The sequence below is a fragment of the Archangium sp. genome (genome assembly GCF_036389735.1).
GTDB lineage: Bacteria > Myxococcota > Myxococcia > Myxococcales > Myxococcaceae > Archangium.
This window is the reverse complement of the sequence record NZ_DASVWK010000931.1, coordinates 1-15,608: the sequence shown is the minus strand read 5'-3', so window position 1 is coordinate 15,608 and position 15,608 is coordinate 1. Positions and strand designations below refer to the sequence as shown.

The 15,608-nt window shown below is 68.5% G+C and carries 11 protein-coding genes; 4 read left to right on the top strand and 7 right to left on the bottom strand.

Annotated elements, in window-relative coordinates; translation table 11 throughout:
* Together VF794_RS32965 and VF794_RS32960 are read left to right on the top strand one after the other, a co-directional pair.
* Window positions 1-317 (top strand): peptidylprolyl isomerase (locus VF794_RS32965; protein ID WP_331117086.1); only part of this gene is annotated, 317 nt, incomplete at its 5' end.
* A gap of 78 nt (window positions 318-395) precedes the next feature.
* Window positions 396-2,282 carry an OPT family oligopeptide transporter gene (locus VF794_RS32960; protein WP_331117085.1) on the top strand — a complete coding sequence of 629 codons (1,887 nt, stop codon included), beginning with the start codon at window positions 396-398 and terminating at the stop codon, window positions 2,280-2,282.
* 50 nt (window positions 2,283-2,332) lie between these two features.
* On the opposite strand, the gene VF794_RS32955 is transcribed toward VF794_RS32960, so the two are convergent.
* Both VF794_RS32955 and VF794_RS32950 read right to left on the bottom strand, forming a co-directional pair.
* Window positions 2,333-3,196, bottom strand: a complete 864-nt coding sequence (locus VF794_RS32955) for a fatty acid desaturase (RefSeq protein ID WP_331117084.1) — start codon at window positions 3,194-3,196, stop codon at window positions 2,333-2,335.
* Window positions 3,197-3,356: 160 nt separating this feature from the next.
* A complete protein-coding gene (locus VF794_RS32950) occupies window positions 3,357-4,826 on the bottom strand; it encodes an MDR family MFS transporter (protein ID WP_331117083.1) in 1,470 nt (489 codons plus the stop codon).
* A 103-nt stretch (window positions 4,827-4,929) separates the two neighbouring features.
* Between VF794_RS32950 and VF794_RS32945 the strand changes: the two genes are divergently transcribed.
* A complete protein-coding gene (locus VF794_RS32945; RefSeq protein ID WP_331117082.1) occupies window positions 4,930-6,960 on the top strand; it encodes a WD40 repeat domain-containing protein in 2,031 nt (676 codons plus the stop codon).
* Here VF794_RS32945 and VF794_RS32940 read toward each other — a convergent pair.
* From VF794_RS32940 to fusA, 5 genes are all read right to left on the bottom strand, one after another.
* Window positions 6,951-7,655 carry a hypothetical protein gene (locus VF794_RS32940; protein ID WP_331117081.1) on the bottom strand — a complete coding sequence of 235 codons (705 nt, stop codon included), beginning with the start codon at window positions 7,653-7,655 and terminating at the stop codon, window positions 6,951-6,953. The genes VF794_RS32945 and VF794_RS32940 overlap by 10 nt on opposite strands.
* 69 nt (window positions 7,656-7,724) lie before the next feature.
* Window positions 7,725-9,347, bottom strand: a complete 1,623-nt coding sequence (locus VF794_RS32935) for an ABC-F family ATP-binding cassette domain-containing protein (RefSeq protein ID WP_331117080.1) — start codon at window positions 9,345-9,347, stop codon at window positions 7,725-7,727.
* Window positions 9,348-9,424: 77 nt separating this feature from the next.
* A complete protein-coding gene (locus tag VF794_RS32930; RefSeq protein WP_331117079.1) occupies window positions 9,425-11,347 on the bottom strand; it encodes an ABC-F family ATP-binding cassette domain-containing protein in 1,923 nt (640 codons plus the stop codon).
* Window positions 11,348-11,356: 9 nt separating this feature from the next.
* Complete coding sequence (locus tag VF794_RS32925; RefSeq protein ID WP_331117078.1) at window positions 11,357-12,814, bottom strand: DEAD/DEAH box helicase; 1,458 nt, start codon at window positions 12,812-12,814, stop codon at window positions 11,357-11,359.
* Window positions 12,815-12,956: 142 nt separating this feature from the next.
* Window positions 12,957-15,071, bottom strand: a complete 2,115-nt coding sequence (fusA, locus tag VF794_RS32920; protein ID WP_331117077.1) for an elongation factor G — start codon at window positions 15,069-15,071, stop codon at window positions 12,957-12,959.
* Between the two features lie 285 nt (window positions 15,072-15,356).
* Here fusA and VF794_RS32915 point away from each other — a divergent pair.
* On the top strand, window positions 15,357-15,608 hold a 252-nt coding region (locus VF794_RS32915), incomplete at its 3' end, for a hypothetical protein (RefSeq protein ID WP_331117076.1).

Genomic DNA, 15,608 nt, shown 5'->3' with positions numbered 1-15,608 from the left:
AGTCGAAGAAGGTGGTGGTGCCTCCGGCCCAGGGCTACGGCGAGCATGACGCGCGCGGCCTCCAGACGGTGCCCCGGGCCATGTTCCCCGCGGATGCGCCGCTCCAGCCGGGGCTGACCATCTCCGCGCAGACGGCGGACGGGGACGTCATCCCCATCACCATTCGCGAGCTGAAGGGCGATCAGGTGGTGGTGGATCTCAACCACCCGCTGGCGGGCAAGACGTTGCACTTCGACGTGAAGGTGCGCGAGGTGCGCCAGGCCACCGCCGAGGAGCTGGAGCACGGCCACGCCCACGGCCCCGGCGGCGCTCATTAGAGAGTGAGGAGCTGACGGGACGGTCCCGGCTCTCGGGACTCGTCCCCAGGGGACGCTTCCGCTAACGTGGCGTCCCCCATGAGTCAGCCTGTCTCGCCCTCGCCCCAGCAGCTCAAGCTCACACCCGAGCCCGCGCACCCGCCGGCGTCGTCCCTCGCCTCGCAGGACCCCGAGCGTTACTGGCTCGAGAACGTCTACAAGGGGGACGTGCGCCAGCTCACCGTGCGCGCCGTCATCGCCGGCATGTTGATTGGCGCGGTGATGTGCCTGTCCAACCTGTACGTCATCCTCAAGACGGGCTGGAGCCTGGGCGTCACCATCACCGCGTGCATCCTCGCCTTCGCCACCTTCAGCGGACTGCGAGCCGTGGGGTTGGTGAAGACGGAGGTCACCGCCCTGGAGAACAACGCCGTGGGCTCGGTGGCCTCGGCGGCGGGGTACATGACGGGCGGTGGCAACATGGCGGCCGTGCCCGCGCTGCTGATGCTCACCGGGGCGCTGCCGTCCTCGGGGTGGCTGGTGGCGTGGTTCGCCGTGGTGTCCGCCATGGGCGTGTTCGCCGCCATTCCCATCAAGCGCCAGCTCATCAACATCGAGCAGCTCCCGTTCCCCACCGGCACCGCCACCTCCGAGACGCTCCAGGCGCTCCACGGGCATGACGAGGGCTCGCGCGGCAAGGCCCGCTACCTCGCCCTCGCCGGGCTCGTGGGGGCCGTCATCGCCTTCTGGCGGGATGCGAAGGCCTCGTGGCTGGCGTGGAACCTGCCGGCGAAGCTGAGCCTGCCCTTCACCATCGGCGGCAAGCCGGCGGGGGCCTGGACGCTCTCGTTCGACTTGAGCCTGCTGCTGGTGGGCGCCGGGGCGCTGGTGAGCTTCAAGACGGGCTGGTCCATGCTGCTGGGCGCCATCTTCACCTACGGCTTCCTCGCTCCGGAGATGGTCAGCCGCGGCATCATCCCGGAGGTGACCTACAAGGCCATCAACGGCTGGGCGCTGTGGACGGGCGCCTCGGTGCTCGTCTCCTCGGGCCTGCTGTCCTTCGCCTTCCAGTGGCGCAGCGTGGCCAAGTCGTTCAAGGCGCTCTCGGGCCTCTTCGGGAAGAAGGACGAGGTGGAGAAGGATCCGCTCGCCGACGTCGAGTGCCCGCCCACCTGGTTCCCCCTGGGCTTCCTGGTGCTGGGCCCGGTGGTGGTGGGGCTGATGGCGTACCTCTTCCAGATTCCGTGGTGGGCCGGGGTGATTGCCCTGCCGCTGTCGGTGGTGATGGGCGTCATCGCCTCGCGCGTCACGGGAGAGACGGACACCACGCCCACCAAGGCGCTCGGACCGGTGACCCAGCTGCTCTACGGGGCCATCCTTCCCGGCAACCTCGCGGCCAACGTGATGAGCGCCAATGCCACGGGCGGCGTGGGCCTGCACTCGGCGGACCTGCTCACGAGCCTCAAGACGGGCTGGCTGCTCGGCGCCAACCCGCGCAAGCAGTTCATCGCGCAGCTCTTCGGCGTGGTGGCGGGGGCGGCGGTGGTGGTGCCCGCCTTCAACCTGCTGGTGCCGAGCGCGGACGTGCTGGGCACCGAGGAGTTCCCCGCGCCCTCGTCGCTGGTATGGGCGGGGGTCTCGAAGATGCTCGTCAACGGGGTGGGCTCGCTGCACATGTCGGCCCGCATCGGCGCCGTGTGCGGCCTGGCGCTGGGCGTGGCGCTGGTGCTGTTGGATCGCTGGGCGCCGAAGAGCGCGAAGCCGTTCATCCCGTCGCCGTCGGGCCTGGGGCTGGCCATCGTGATTCCGGGCGCCAGCTCCATCAGCTTCTTCATCGGCGCGGCCATCGCCGAGGTGCTGCGCCGCAAGAAGGCGGCGCTGGCGGAGGCCACGGTGCTGCCGGTGAGCTCGGGCTTCATCGCCGGCGAGAGCCTCATGGGCATCGCCGTGGCGATGCTCAAGGCCTTCGGGGTGATGCCCAAGTAGTCCCGGGTGGGAAACGCGGGGCGGGGCTTGGGTGGGCCCCGCTCCCGTGTTCAGGTGCCCGCGGCGGTCCGCCGGGCGAGTGCTTCGATCTCCTCGCCCGTCAGCTCCAGCTTCGCCTCGGAGGCGCCCCACACGAACGGGATGCCCGGCTGGCGGTAGAGCGTGGCGGGGATGTCTCGGGCCATCTGCGCGTGCAGCTGCGGCAGCTTCGACCAGTGCAGCCCCTGCTTCGTGTGGTGCGCGGTGTGGTAGCCGAGGTTGCCGGTCATCAGGTTGTAGCCAGCGTGCAGGATGTTGTACGAGGCCTCCTGGTGCTTCGCCGTCTCGAGCCCCACGTGGTGGAAGTAGGTGGCCCACGACGTGACGTAGATGGACACGCACATGGGCAGCAGGAAGACGAGCAGCGCGTTGTACCAGTCGTGCCAGAACAGCACGCCGAGCAGCGCTACCTGGAGGGCGATCATGGCCACGAAGAGGCGCCGTGCCTTCGGGTACTTCTGGCCCACGCGGTACGCCCGCGGGTAGGCCGTGAGCGCCGTCTTGAGCGAGTACTCCGCCTCACCCATGGTCGTGCCGTCGGGGCGCTTCCAGGTGGACTCGTCCTTCTCCTGGTCCAGGTAGTTGAGGTGGTGGCCCACCACATGGTGCAGGAACCACGTGTGGGACGTCACCCCGGTCTGGAAGCCGAATACGATCTCCAGCAGGCGGTTGGGCAGGGCGTGCCGGAACATCGGCAGGTGCTGGTGGTGGTGGTTCCACGCGCTGATCCACCCCTTGGGAATGATCATCACGCCGAACCACAGCAGGGGCAGCCACCAACTGTGCGCGGTGAAGTACACCGTCAGGTCGAGCGCGAACACACACGCGAACAGCAGGACGGGGATGCGGTCTTCAGGGTGCCGGAACAGGGTCATGCGTCTTTGTGTGGGTCGTGGTGGACTCAGCGGAGCGGGTGGGGGACCCGAGGCCGGTGCGTGCCAGATCGTTTGAGGTACCGCCAGTTTACTGAGGGATGCGCCCGGCCGTCAGCTTCAACCCCTCGGTTGACAGCTCGCCCAGGAAGTGCTCATCGCCTCAGTGAGGGGCCGCCGCGTCCGTGACAGGAGCCACCGTGCCCGTGTCACGCTTGAGCTTGGGGAAGAACAGCCCGGCGGCGAAGGCGGCGACGGTGGCCGCGCAGATGATCCAGAAGTTGATCGTCAGGCCGGAGCTGAGCGCACCGCTCAGCGTCTTCAGCACGTCCGGAGGCAGGCCGCGGCCATGCTCGGGGCCGAGCAGCTCGTTGGCGGCGGCCAGGGGGACGTTCGGGTCCTTCAGGAGCTGGGACACCAGCACGCCCCCCATCAACCCCACCCCGAGCGCCCCGCCGATGGTGCGGAAGAACATGTTGCTGGCGGTGGCCACCCCGCGCAGCTCCCAGCCCACGCTGGTCTGTACCGCGATGAGCAGCGCGGTGGCGGCGAAGCCCAGGCCGATGCCGAACAGCCCCATCGCCAGCTCCGGTATCAGGAGGGACGAGTTCGGCTTGAGCCACAGCGCCATCATCGCTGTGCCCACCGCGCTCAGCCCCAGCCCGCCGATGATGAGCGGGCGGAAGCCCGTCTTGAGCAACAGCCGCCCCGCCACGATGCTCGCCACCGGCCAGCCGACGATCATCGGGGTGATCATCCCGCCCGCCAGCGTGGGCGAGCCGCCCAGCACGCCCTGCACGTACAGCGGCACGTAGGTGGTGGCCCCGAACATCGCCGCGGAGAAGAGCGCGCCCGCCGCCGAGGAGATGGCGATGGCGGGAATCTTGAAGATGGACATGGGGATGACGGGCTCGGCCACCTTGCGCTCCACGAGGACGAAGGCGACGAGCAGGACGGCCGCCACCGGCAGCGCGAGCAGGTTGCGGCCGAGCCCCTGCACGCCAATGAGCATCGCCACCACCCCGGTGGACAGCAGCGCCGCGCCGGCGAAGTCCAGCTTCTGCGGCTTGCGCTGCACCTGCTCGTGGAAGAAGGCCACCAGCAGGCCCCCGGCGCCCAGCCCCACGGGGACGTTGATGAAGAAGACCCAGTGCCAGGAGAGGTACTTCACGATGAGGCCGCCGGTGAGCGGGCCCACCAGTCCCGCCAGCCCCCACACCCCGCTGAAGGCGCCCTGGACCTTCGCGCGCTCCTCCAGGGTGTAGATGTCTCCGATGATGGTGAGCGCGGTGGTCTGCATGGCCCCCGCCCCCAGCCCCTGAAGCGTCCGGGCGGCGATCAGCATGTTCATCGACGTGGACAGCCCGCTGGCGATGGAGCCGACGAGGAACAGGCCGATGCCAAAGAGGATGATGGGCTTGCGCCCGTAGAGGTCCGCCAGCTTCCCGTAGATGGGCACGGTGATGGTGGAGGCCAGCATGTACGAGGTGAAGACCCAGGCGTAGCTGTGGAGCCCGCCCAGGTCGCTGACCACCGTGGGCATGGCGGTGGAGACGACGGTCATCTCCAACGCCGCCATGAAGAGGCTCAAGGCCAGGGCGACGGTGGTCAGGGGGCGGTGGGTGGTTCTCATGCTTTGGGGTCGGAGCGGGCGGTGCCCTGCTTATACTCGACTCGTGCGAAGACACGATTCCGCCCCTTGGGGGCTCGCTCGAATCCTGGGGTGGGGCTGTCTGGTGGTGGTGCTCTCCTCCTGCGCGACCCTTCGGCCCACCCGCGAGCGGAGCCTGCGCGCGCGCATCTATCTGGCGAAGGGCGACGCGGCGGTCGATGCGCGGCAATGGGGCGTGGCGGCGGGGTACTTCGCGGCGGCCCGCGCGGAGCAGGACTCCCCGGAGGCGCGGTGGGGGCACGCCTGGGCGACGAGCCATGCCTCCACCCAGCGCTGGACGAAGAAGTTCGAGGGCTCCGTGCTCGCCGTCGCGTTCTCCTCCGAGGGCCGGGTGCTGGCCTCGGCCGGGTATGACTCCGTCGTTCGCCTCTGGGACGTGAGCGGTGGGGGGCTGCTGGCGGAGCTGAGGGGCCATTCGGCCGAGGTGCACGCCGTCGCCTTCTCCCCTGACGGTCGGCTGCTGGCCTCCGGAGGCAGGCCGGGGGAGATTCGAGTCTGGGACTTGAGCCAGGGGAAGCAGGTGGCCGTGCTTCAGGGCCACTCGGACGTGGTGCGGGGCCTGGCGTTCTCCCCCGGCGGGACGCGGTTGGCCTCCTGTGGCGTGGACAAGACGGTTCGCGTCTGGGACGTCGGCACCGGGACCGAGCGGATGCGGTTCGAGCACGACGAGTACGTGATCTCCGTGGCCTTCTCCGAGGATGAGCGCCAGTTGCTCTCGACGAGCATGGACCGGAGTGCCCGGGTGTGGGACCTGAATGCCGGCACGGAGCTGCGTCGGCTCGTCGGACATCAGGAGAAGGTGGAGGCGGGTGCCTTCTCTTCCGATGGGCAGCTCGTCATGACCTCGGCGAGCGACCAGACCGTTCGCTTCTGGAGTGCCCGGTCCGGACAGCTCGTCGATGTCCTGAGAATCGAGGGAGGCATCGCGACCACCGCCATCGATCCCCGGTTCCAGCTCCTCGCCGAAGCGGGATGGGATGGACGTGTCCAGCTCCTCGATGCGCGCAGTGGCGAGCTCCTCGAACGTCTGGATGCACACCACTCGCTCGCGATGGCGGTGGCCCTGTCTCCGGATGGGCGCACCTTCGCGTCCGGTGGAAGGGACGGCGTGTTGAATGTCTGGTCCCGGCCCGGGACTCCCGCCGAGGTCGTCCTCCGAGGCCATCAGGTCTGGGTGGAGGCGGTGGCGTTTTCTGGAGAGCAGGAGCTCGTCTCGGGTGGGGAAGATGGCTTGCGCCTGTGGAGCCTCTCGGAAGGGAACGCCGCGGAGCCGCGAGCCCTCGGACCGGGGACCGTGTCCCTCGCGGTGAGCCCGGATGCCCAGCTCGTCGCGGCGGGCGGACCGGATGGGGCGGTGCTCGTACTGGAGGTCCGTTCTGGCCGGCAGGTGCTCGAGCTCTCCGGAATAACGGGGCCTGTTCGGGCCGTGGCCTTCGCACCCGATGGGAAGTCCCTCGCGGTGGGCAGTGAGCGCGACATCCTCCTCTGGTCGCTGCCCTCGGGTGCCATTCTCGGTCGGCTCACGGGACACACGGGGAAGGTCTGGTCCCTTGCCTTTGACTCAACGGGGAGCCGCCTCGTGTCTGGCGGCGCGGATGGCACCGCGCGGCTCTGGGATGTGGCTCACCGTCAGCAGCTTCGCCAGTTCGAAGCAGGGGGCATGGTCCGGTCGGTCGCGCTCTCCGACAACCGCGTGGTGACGGCGGGCATGAAGCAGCCCATTCGTCTCTGGGATGCCGGAGACGGCCGCCTGTTGAAGGCACTGGACGCGGACGCTGTCGGCGTCCTCTTCATGTCCTTGTCACGGGACGGGAGGTTCATGGCCTCGAGCGGCATGGACCTGCGGGTGAAGGTCTGGAGCCTCCCTTCCGGCGAGCTGATGGGGACGGTCCGCGGCCATCAAGGGCTGCCCAGCGCCGTGGTCTTCTCGCCTGGAGCCGCGATCCTGGCCTCGGCGGGCGCGGACCGGACGATCCGTCTGACCCGACTGGAGGGCATCGTGCATCCGACACCGGCCGAGTCGGGGCTCCAGGATGCGCTACGTCTCTACGGGCTCACCTGGGATGCGGAGCGGTTCCTCATCCATCACCGTTGAGGGGGAGGGGGGCTCGGCGGGTTTTGCGTGCCCGGTGGAGTCCCCGCGTTACCGGGGGCCGGCTCCTTCTGCTTGATGTCGACGACCAGGGTCACCGTCTTCTGCTGGGGATCGGCGGGGCCCGGCACGACCAGGACCTGGCCGAAGTCCCCGAGTCTGGCGACCCGCGCCCAGATGTCCTCGAGCGTGCGCACCGTGCATGCCTTGTCCTTGGGGAGCGCACGGTTCGCCTCCTCGATGACGCGTGCCGGTGACACCTTGGGATCCTTGTTCTCGGAGACCCAGATGATGGTGCCGACCTGGTAGCGAGTCCCGAGCTGGACGCTCAAGCGGGGTGGGGCGGCGGGGGTGCCCGTCCCGGCGTCACCCTGGCGCGTCACGCGCGCCTCCATCCAGCAGAGCGCGCGGAGCCGATCCTCGAGGAGCCGGGCCGCGAGGTCCTGGCACTTCGCGCGCTCGGTGTCTCCCACCGCTTGCAGGGGAAGGCTCTCGAGCAGCCGGTGACGAAGGGAAGAGGGCAGCTCATCGAGCCCGGTCACCTGCTTCGGGGAGAGCGAGGCCGTCCTCGTGGGCTTGCACTGTTCCCGAAGGAAGAAACTGTTGTCGACGCGAGGGAGCACCTCGCGGGTGTTGTGTTGCGAGGCGCAAGCGGACAGCGCGAGGCCGAGAAACACGAGAGTGGAGCGACGGTTCATGCGGTGGGTTGTAGCCCACCGAGGGCCCTGACGCAGGTGACGAGTCGGGGCTCTCGGGATGGGACAACCTCAGCTGCGCAGGCCGGGGGCCTCGTGGCCCGTGCGCGCCACGTACTCCGTGTAGCCGCCACCGTACTGGTGGATGCCCTCGGGCGTGAGCTCCAGCACCCGGTTGGACAGCGCGCCCAGGAAGTGCCGGTCGTGGCTCACGAAGAGCATCGTGCCCTCGTAGTTGGCCAGCGCGGCGATCAGCATCTGCTTCGTCGCCATGTCCAGGTGGTTGGTGGGCTCGTCCAGCACCAGGAAGTTGGGCGGATCGAACAGCATCTGCGCCAGCACCAGTCGCGCCTTCTCACCACCGGAGAGCACCTTGCACTTCTTCTCGATCTCATCGCCCGAGAAGCCGAAGCACCCGGCCAGCGCGCGCAACGCGCCCTGCGAGGCCCGGGGGAACTTGTCCACCAGCGAGTCGAACACCGTCTGATCCGGCTTCAGCAGCTCCATGGCGTGCTGCGCGAAGTAGCCCATCTTCACGCTGCCACCGACCGAGACCGCCCCGTCGTCCGGCCGCGACTCGCCGGAGATCAGCTTGAGCAGCGTGGACTTGCCCGCGCCGTTCACGCCCATCACGCACCAGCGCTCTCCGCGCCGCACGAGGAAGTCCAGCCCGTTGTAGATGCGCCGCTTGCCGTAGCCCTTCACCACCCGCTCCAGCTTCGCCACGTCGTCGCCCGAGCGCGGCGCCTGCTGGAACTCGAACACCATCGTCTGGCGACGCTTGGGCGGCTCCACCTTCTCGATCTTCTCGAGCTTCTTCACCCGGCTCTGCACCTGGGCCGCGTGCGAGGCGCGCGCCTTGAAGCGCTCGATGAACTTGAGCTCCTTGGCGAGCATCGCCTGCTGGCGCTCGTACTGCGCCTGCTGGTGCTTCTCGTTCGTGGCCCGCTGCTGCTCGTAGAACTCGTAGTCGCCCGAGTACGTCGTCAGCTCGCCGCCGTCGATCTCGATGATCTTCGTCACGATGCGGTTCATGAACTCGCGATCGTGGCTCGTCATCAGCAGCGCGCCCTCGAAGCCCTTGAGGAAGTTCTCCAGCCAGATGAGCGACTCGAGGTCCAGGTGGTTGCTGGGCTCGTCGAGCAGCATCACGTCCGGGTTCATCAGCAGGATGCGTCCGAGCGCCACGCGCATCTTCCAGCCGCCCGACAGCGCTCCCACGTCCCCGTCCATCATCTCCTCGGAGAAGCCGAGGCCGGCGAGGATCTCCCGCGCCCGTCCCTCCAGAGCGTAGCCGCCCAGCTCCTCGTAGCGGCCCTGCACCACGCCGAAGCGCTCGACGAGCTTGTCCATCTCGTCCATGCGGTCCGGGTCGGCCATGGCCGCCTCGAGCTGCTTCAGCTCGCTCGCCACCTCGGACACCGGCCCGGCGCCGTCCATCACCGCGGCCACGGCGCTCTGGCCAGACATCTCGCCTACGTCCTGGTCGAAGTAGCCGATGGTGACGCCGCGGTCCACGGACACCTGCCCCTCGTCCGGGTGCTCACGCTGGACGACCATCCGGAACAGGGTCGACTTGCCCGCTCCGTTCGGGCCCACCAGCCCCACCTTCTCACCCTTGTTGAGCTGCGCAGACGCCTCCACGAAGAGGATCTGCTGTCCGTGCTGCTTGCCGATGTTGTCGAGACGAATCATGGGTTCTCAGTCGGGTAGGCGAGGGGGCACCCTCACCCCAGCCCTCTCCCTGGGGGAGAGGGGGCATACACAATTCTTCAGGTTCCGGCGGCCAGGTTCTGCAAGTCCTGCCAACGCGCGTAGAGGCGATCCACTTCCGCCGCCGCCGCCGCCAGGTCCTTCTGGACCTCGGCCGCCTTCGTCGCGCTGGAGTAGATGCTCGGATCCACGAGCTGGGCTTCCAGCTCGGCCTTGCGCGTCTCCGCGGCCTCGATGGTGGCTTCCATGCCCTCCAGCTCGCGCTGGTCCTTGTACGAGAGCTTCCCGGGCTTGCGGGCCTGCTTGGGCTCGGCCACTGGGGTAGTGGGCTCCGACTTCTTCGCGGCGGGGGCGGGCGTCGCGACGGCCTTCGCCTGCTCCTTCAGCCGCCGGTACATCGTGAAGTTGCCCTCGTAGCGCACCACCTTGCCATCGCCCTCGAAGGAGAGGATGGAGGTGGCCACCTTGTCGAGGAAGTACCGGTCGTGCGTCACCAGCAGCACGCTGCCGGTGAAGCGCAGCAGCAGCCCCTCGAGGATGTTCAGCGTGACGATGTCCAGGTCGTTGGTCGGCTCGTCCAGCACGAGGACGTTGGCGCCCTCCAGGAAGAGGCGCGCCAGCAGGAGCCGGTTGCGCTCGCCGCCCGAGAGGGCCTTCACCTTCATCCGCTGCATGGGCACGGGGAAGAGCAGGTCCTCCAGGTAGTCGCGCAGCGCTACCCGCTGGTCCCCCAGCTCCACCCAGTCGTCCCCGCGCGGCGAGGCCGCCTCGTATACCGTCTGCTCCGGGTCGAGCGAGGCGCGCGTCTGGTCGTAGTACGCGACCTTGGTGTTCTTCCCGATGACCACGTTGCCGGAGTCCGGCGGCAGCTCTCCGAGCAGCACCCGCAGGAAGGTCGTCTTCCCCACGCCATTGGGGCCCACCAGGCCCACGCGCTCGCCGCGCTGGAGCAGCAGGTTCACGCCCTTGAGCACGTTGCGCTCGCCGTAGGACTTCCGCACGTCCTCGGCCTCGATGACGGTGTGGCCCAGCCGGGGGGCCTGCATCACCTGGAGCCCCGCCACCTTCGGCCGCTGGAAGCCCTTCTCCTCCATCAGCTTGCGCGCCCGGTCGATGCGCGCCTTGCTCTTGGTGCGCCGCGCCTCCGGGCCCTTGCGCAGCCACGCCACTTCCTGGGCGATCCACCGCTCGCGCTTGTGCTGGGCCACGGACGCGTTCTCCTGGGCCACCAGCTTCTGCTCCACGTACGCTTCGTAGTTGCCCGGGTAGGAGATGAGGCCCTCGCCGGGCTGGATCTCCACGATGCGGTCCACCAGGTCATCGAGGAAGTACCGGTCGTGCGTCACCAGCAGCAACGAGCCGGGCAGGTTGTCCAGCTCCTCCTCGAGCCAGTCCACCGTGTCGGCGTCCAGGTGGTTGGTGGGCTCGTCCAGCATCAGCATGTCCGGCCGCATCAGCAGCGCACGGGCGATGGCCACGCGCTTGCGCAGACCGCCGGACAGCTCGGCCACGGGCCGGTCCCAGTCCTTCACCCCGAGCCGGTCCAGCAGCGTCTTGGCGTGGTGCTCCGTGTCCCAGCCGCCCATCTGGTCGACGCGGTCCGACAGTTTCGAGAGCTGCTCCAGCAGCTTGTCCTGGCCCTCGGTGGGCGTGGACTCCAGACGGCGGGAGAGCTCGGCGTGCGCGGCCAGGGTCTCCCTCAGGGGTCCCTGGGCCACGCTCAGCTCCGTGGCCACCGTGGCGCCCGGAGCGAACTCGGGCTCCTGGGGCAGGTAGGTGACGCGCGCGCCACGGCGGAGCTGGAGCTCCCCCGCGTCCGGCCGGGTCACCCCGGCCAGGATCTTCATCAACGAGGACTTACCGGAGCCGTTCACCCCCACCAGGCCCACGCGCTCACCCTCTTCAATGGTGAGCGTGAGGCCCTGGAAGACGGTACGGCTACCGAAGGACAGTTGAACGTCGGCGGCGCGGAGCAGGGTCACGGTGCCTCTTTACAACCACTTGGGGGCGCGTGGCCTCTGTGAAACGGCGGCGGGCGCCGCGGGAGCCGACGAGGCGGGCCGGGCGGACTGCCCCCCCGACTTGCCCTGCTGGGGCCGGTCGTTCCGGGCCGGGCGTCCCGACTCGGAACCCCGGGAGCCACCCCGACCGCCACCACCACCACCACCACCACCGCGACGACGACGGCCCCCGTCACCCGAGCCCCGCTCGCCACGATCCTGGGCGGGCCGGGTGCTGGCGGCGGGGCGGGACTGCTGGGGCCGGGAGGCGGCCGGCTCGAGCGAGCCCGGCGCGGGCGCCGACTGGCCCGACTTGTGCGCAGGGGCCTCCACCACCGGCACGTTCCGGCGGATGATGCGCTCGATGTCCCTCAGGTACGCGCGCTCCTCGTAGTCGCAGAAGGAGAGGGCAATGCCCGCCGCGCCCGCGCGGCCCGTGCGGCCGATGCGGTGCACGTACGTCTCGGGCACGTTGGGCAGGTCGAAGTTGATGACGTGGGTGATGCCGTCGATGTCGATGCCTCGCGCGGCAATGTCCGTGGCCACCAGCACCCGGCAGGCGCCGGACTTGAAGTCCGCCAGCGCCCGCTCGCGCGCGTTCTGGCTCTTGTTGCCGTGGATGGGGGCCGCGCCAATGCCCGCCGTCTCCAGCTGCTTCGCCACCCGGTTCGCGCCGTGCTTGGTGCGCGTGAAGACGAGCACGCGCTCGATGGAGCGGTCGCTCTGGAGCAGGTGCACGAGCAGGCCGCGCTTCTGCTCCTTCTCCACGAAGTACAGCCGCTGGTCGATGGTCTCCGCCGTGGTGGCCACGGGTGCCACCTCCACCCGCACCGGGTGGGTGAGGATGCTGTTGGCCAGCCCCTGGATCTCCGGCGGCATGGTGGCCGAGAAGAAGAGCGTCTGCCGCTGCTTGGGCAGCGCGGCGATGATGCGCTTCACGTCGTGGATGAAGCCCATGTCCAGCATGCGGTCCGCCTCGTCGAGGACGAACACCTCCAGCGACTTGTAGGACACGAAGCCCTGCTGCATGAGATCCAGCAGGCGGCCGGGCGTGGCCACGAGCACGTCCACGCCGTGCTTGAGGGACTGCTCCTGGGCGTTCTGGCCCACGCCGCCGAAGATGACGGCGGAGGTGATGCCGGTGTGACGCCCGTAGGCACGGACGCTCTCACCAATCTGCGCGGCCAGCTCGCGCGTGGGGCTGAGCACGAGGGCCCGGATGGGGCGGCCGCGGGCGGGCGGCGCCGGACGGTCGACGGACAGGCGCTGGAGGATGGGCAGGGTGAAAGCCGCCGTCTTGCCCGTTCCCGTCTGGGCACAGCCGAGCACGTCCTTGCCGGCGAGCACATGGGGGATGGCCTGCTTCTGGATGGGGGTGGGCGTGGTGTAGCCCTCCGCCTTCACGGCGCGCAGCAGGGTTTCGGCGAGCTTCAGGTCTTCGAAAGTCATGGGTTCTCGAAAGTGAGAGGGAACCCCGGAGGGCCCGGCGACAGAGACAGCGGAAAACGCCGGACCCGGAAAAAAAGAAGGCGCCCCCGGGGGAGGCGCCTTCTGTCAACAGCCTGGAACTGTCAGGCCATGACGCGCGGGACTACTTGCGCGCGGCCTGCTCGGCGGCCTGCTTCTCCTTGTACTGCGCCATCAGGGCCTCGGCCTCGTTGCGGGGCACCGGCGTGTACTTGGAGAACTCCATCGTGAACTCGCCCTTGCCCTGGGTGGCGGAGCGCAGATCCGTGGAGTAGCCGAACATGGTGTTCAGCGGCACCTCGGCCACCACCGTGACGTAACCCTCGGCCGTACCGGACTCGAGGATGGTGCCACGACGCTGGTTGATCTGACCCACCACCGAGCCCTGGAAGTCCTCGGGAGCCTGGACCTCCACCTTCATCATCGGCTCGAGGATGACCGGCTTGGCGGCCGCGTAGCCCTCACGGAAGCCCATGATGGCGGCGGTCTTGAAGGCCATTTCGGACGAGTCCACCGCGTGGAACGCACCGTCGTTGATGACGACGCGCACGCCCACCACGGGGAAGCCGATGAGCGAGCCCTTCTTGATGGCCTCGAGGAAGCCCTTGTCGCACGCGGGGATGAACTCGCGGGGGATGGAGCCGCCCACGATGTCGTCCACGAACTCGTACTGCTCCACGGCGTCGGCCGGGAGGGGCTCGAGGTAGCCGCACACGCGCGCGAACTGACCGGAACCACCGGTCTGCTTCTTGTGCGTGTAGGCGAACTCGCCCTTCTGGGAGATGGTCTCGCGGTAGGCCACCTGCGGCTTGCCGGCGATCACCTCGCAGTTGTACTCGCGCTTCATGCGCTCGATGTAGATCTCCAGGTGCAGCTCACCCATGCCGCGGATGATCGTCTGGCCGGACTCCTCGTCACGGTTCACGCGGAAGGTCGGATCCTCCTTGGTGAAGCGGTTGAGGGCCTTGGAGAAGTTGGTCTGCGCATCGCGGCTCTTCGGAGACACCGCGAGCGAGATGACGGCGTCCGGCACGAACATGGACGTCATCGTGTACTGCACGGTGCCGTCGGTGAACGTGTCGCCGGAGGCGCACTCGACGCCGAACAGGGCGATGATGTCGCCGGCACGGGCGTCGTTGATGTCGTTCATCTCGTTCGAGTGCATGCGAACGATGCGCGGGATCTTGACCTTCTTCTGGTTGGCCTGGTTGACGATGAAGTCACCCTTGCTCACCTGGCCCTGGTAGACGCGCATGTAGGTCAGCTGACCGTAGCGGCCGTCCTCCAGCTTGAACGCGAGACCAACGAAGGGCTTGTCCGGGCTGGACTCGAGGATGACCTTCGCCTCGTTGTTCTTCTGGTCCAGCGCCTCGTTGGTGACCTCCGCCGGGTTGGGGAGGATGGCGCAGATGGCGTTGAGCAGCAGCTGCACGCCCTTGTTCTTGTACGCCGAGCCGCACATCACCGGCGTCATCTTCAGCGCGATGGTGGCACGGCGCACGGCGGCCAGGATCTGGTCGTTGCTGATGGCGGCGTCGGACAGGAAGAGCTCGCCCAGGGCGTCATCCACCTCGGCGACCTTCTCGATCATCTCCTGACGGTCGGCCTTGGCCTTCTCGACCAGGTCGGCGGGGATGGCCTCCTCGCGGATGATCTCGCCGCTCTCACCGTCGAAGTAGAACGCCTTCATCTGGATGAGGTCGACGAGGCCCTGGAAGCGGTCCTCGTTGCCGATCGGAACCTGGAGACGAACCGGGTGGTGGTTCAGCTTCTCCTTGAGCTGGGCGGCGACGCGCTCGTAGTTGGCGCCCGCGCGGTCCATCTTGTTGACGAACGCGATGCGGGGAACCTTGTAGCGCTTCATCTGCCGGTCCACCGTGATGGACTGGGACTGAACGCCGGACACCGAGCAGAGCACGAGGATCGCACCGTCGAGCACGCGCAGGGAGCGCTCCACCTCGATGGTGAAGTCGACGTGTCCGGGGGTGTCGATGAGGTTGATGTTGTACTCGCCCCACATGGCGTAGGTGGCGGCGGACTGGATCGTGATGCCCTTCTCACGCTCCAGATCCATCGAGTCCATCTTCGCGCCGACGCCATCCTTGCCACGGACCTCGTGGATCTCGTGGATGCGGCCCGTATAGAAGAGGATGCGCTCGGAGAGCGTCGTCTTGCCCGAGTCGATGTGGGCGGAGATGCCGATGTTACGAACCTTTTCGATGGGAACTTGGGTGGCCACGAGAGTCGGTCCTTCTGCTAATTGAAGTCCTGCGAGAACAGGGCAGGGGGCGCCCTTACTTCCCGCTGCTTGAAGATTCCAGCCAAATCGGCATGGAGCCGGGGGAGCGTGTACTCCCTCTGGGGCCGGAGGGGAAGCCCCCCCGGAGGTCAGGCTGCTGGCGGAGCCCGGCCTACATTTGCCAGTTCATAACCAGGAAGCGGCTCAAAAGCTTCATCGCCCCGGACGATTTACGGGGGTAGGGTGGGGGCGCGGGGCCCGTCCGCCCGCTCGTGGAGGATGCACATGGCCAACAAGCAACCCGGTGGTTTCGAGAGGGACTTCGGCTACCTGATGCCCTTCCTGGATCGGGTGGCCGCCGCGGCCAGCGAGCTGCCGGATGCCCAGGCTCGCGAGGAGCTGACCCGCCTCATGGCCGAGGAGAAGGTGCGCTGGGCGCGCATCCAGGCGCTGCTCGGAGGGTCCTCGGGACGGAGCCCGGCCCCAGCGCCGGCCGCCGCCCCGCGCGCTCAAGCCCCGGCGACGGGCCCCCGCTCC

Excerpts from the sequence above, each read along its gene's own strand:
- VF794_RS32960 (WP_331117085.1), top strand. The coding sequence starts at position 396 with ATGAGTCAGCCTGTCTCGCCCTCGCCCCAGCAGCTCAAGCTCACACCC.
- VF794_RS32935 (WP_331117080.1), bottom strand. The coding sequence starts at position 9,347 with ATGATTCGTCTCGACAACATCGGCAAGCAGCACGGACAGCAGATCCTC.
- VF794_RS32955 (WP_331117084.1), bottom strand. The coding sequence starts at position 3,196 with ATGACCCTGTTCCGGCACCCTGAAGACCGCATCCCCGTCCTGCTGTTC.
- VF794_RS32925 (WP_331117078.1), bottom strand. The coding sequence starts at position 12,814 with ATGACTTTCGAAGACCTGAAGCTCGCCGAAACCCTGCTGCGCGCCGTG.
- VF794_RS32950 (WP_331117083.1), bottom strand. The coding sequence starts at position 4,826 with ATGAGAACCACCCACCGCCCCCTGACCACCGTCGCCCTGGCCTTGAGC.
- VF794_RS32940 (WP_331117081.1), bottom strand. The coding sequence starts at position 7,655 with ATGAACCGTCGCTCCACTCTCGTGTTTCTCGGCCTCGCGCTGTCCGCT.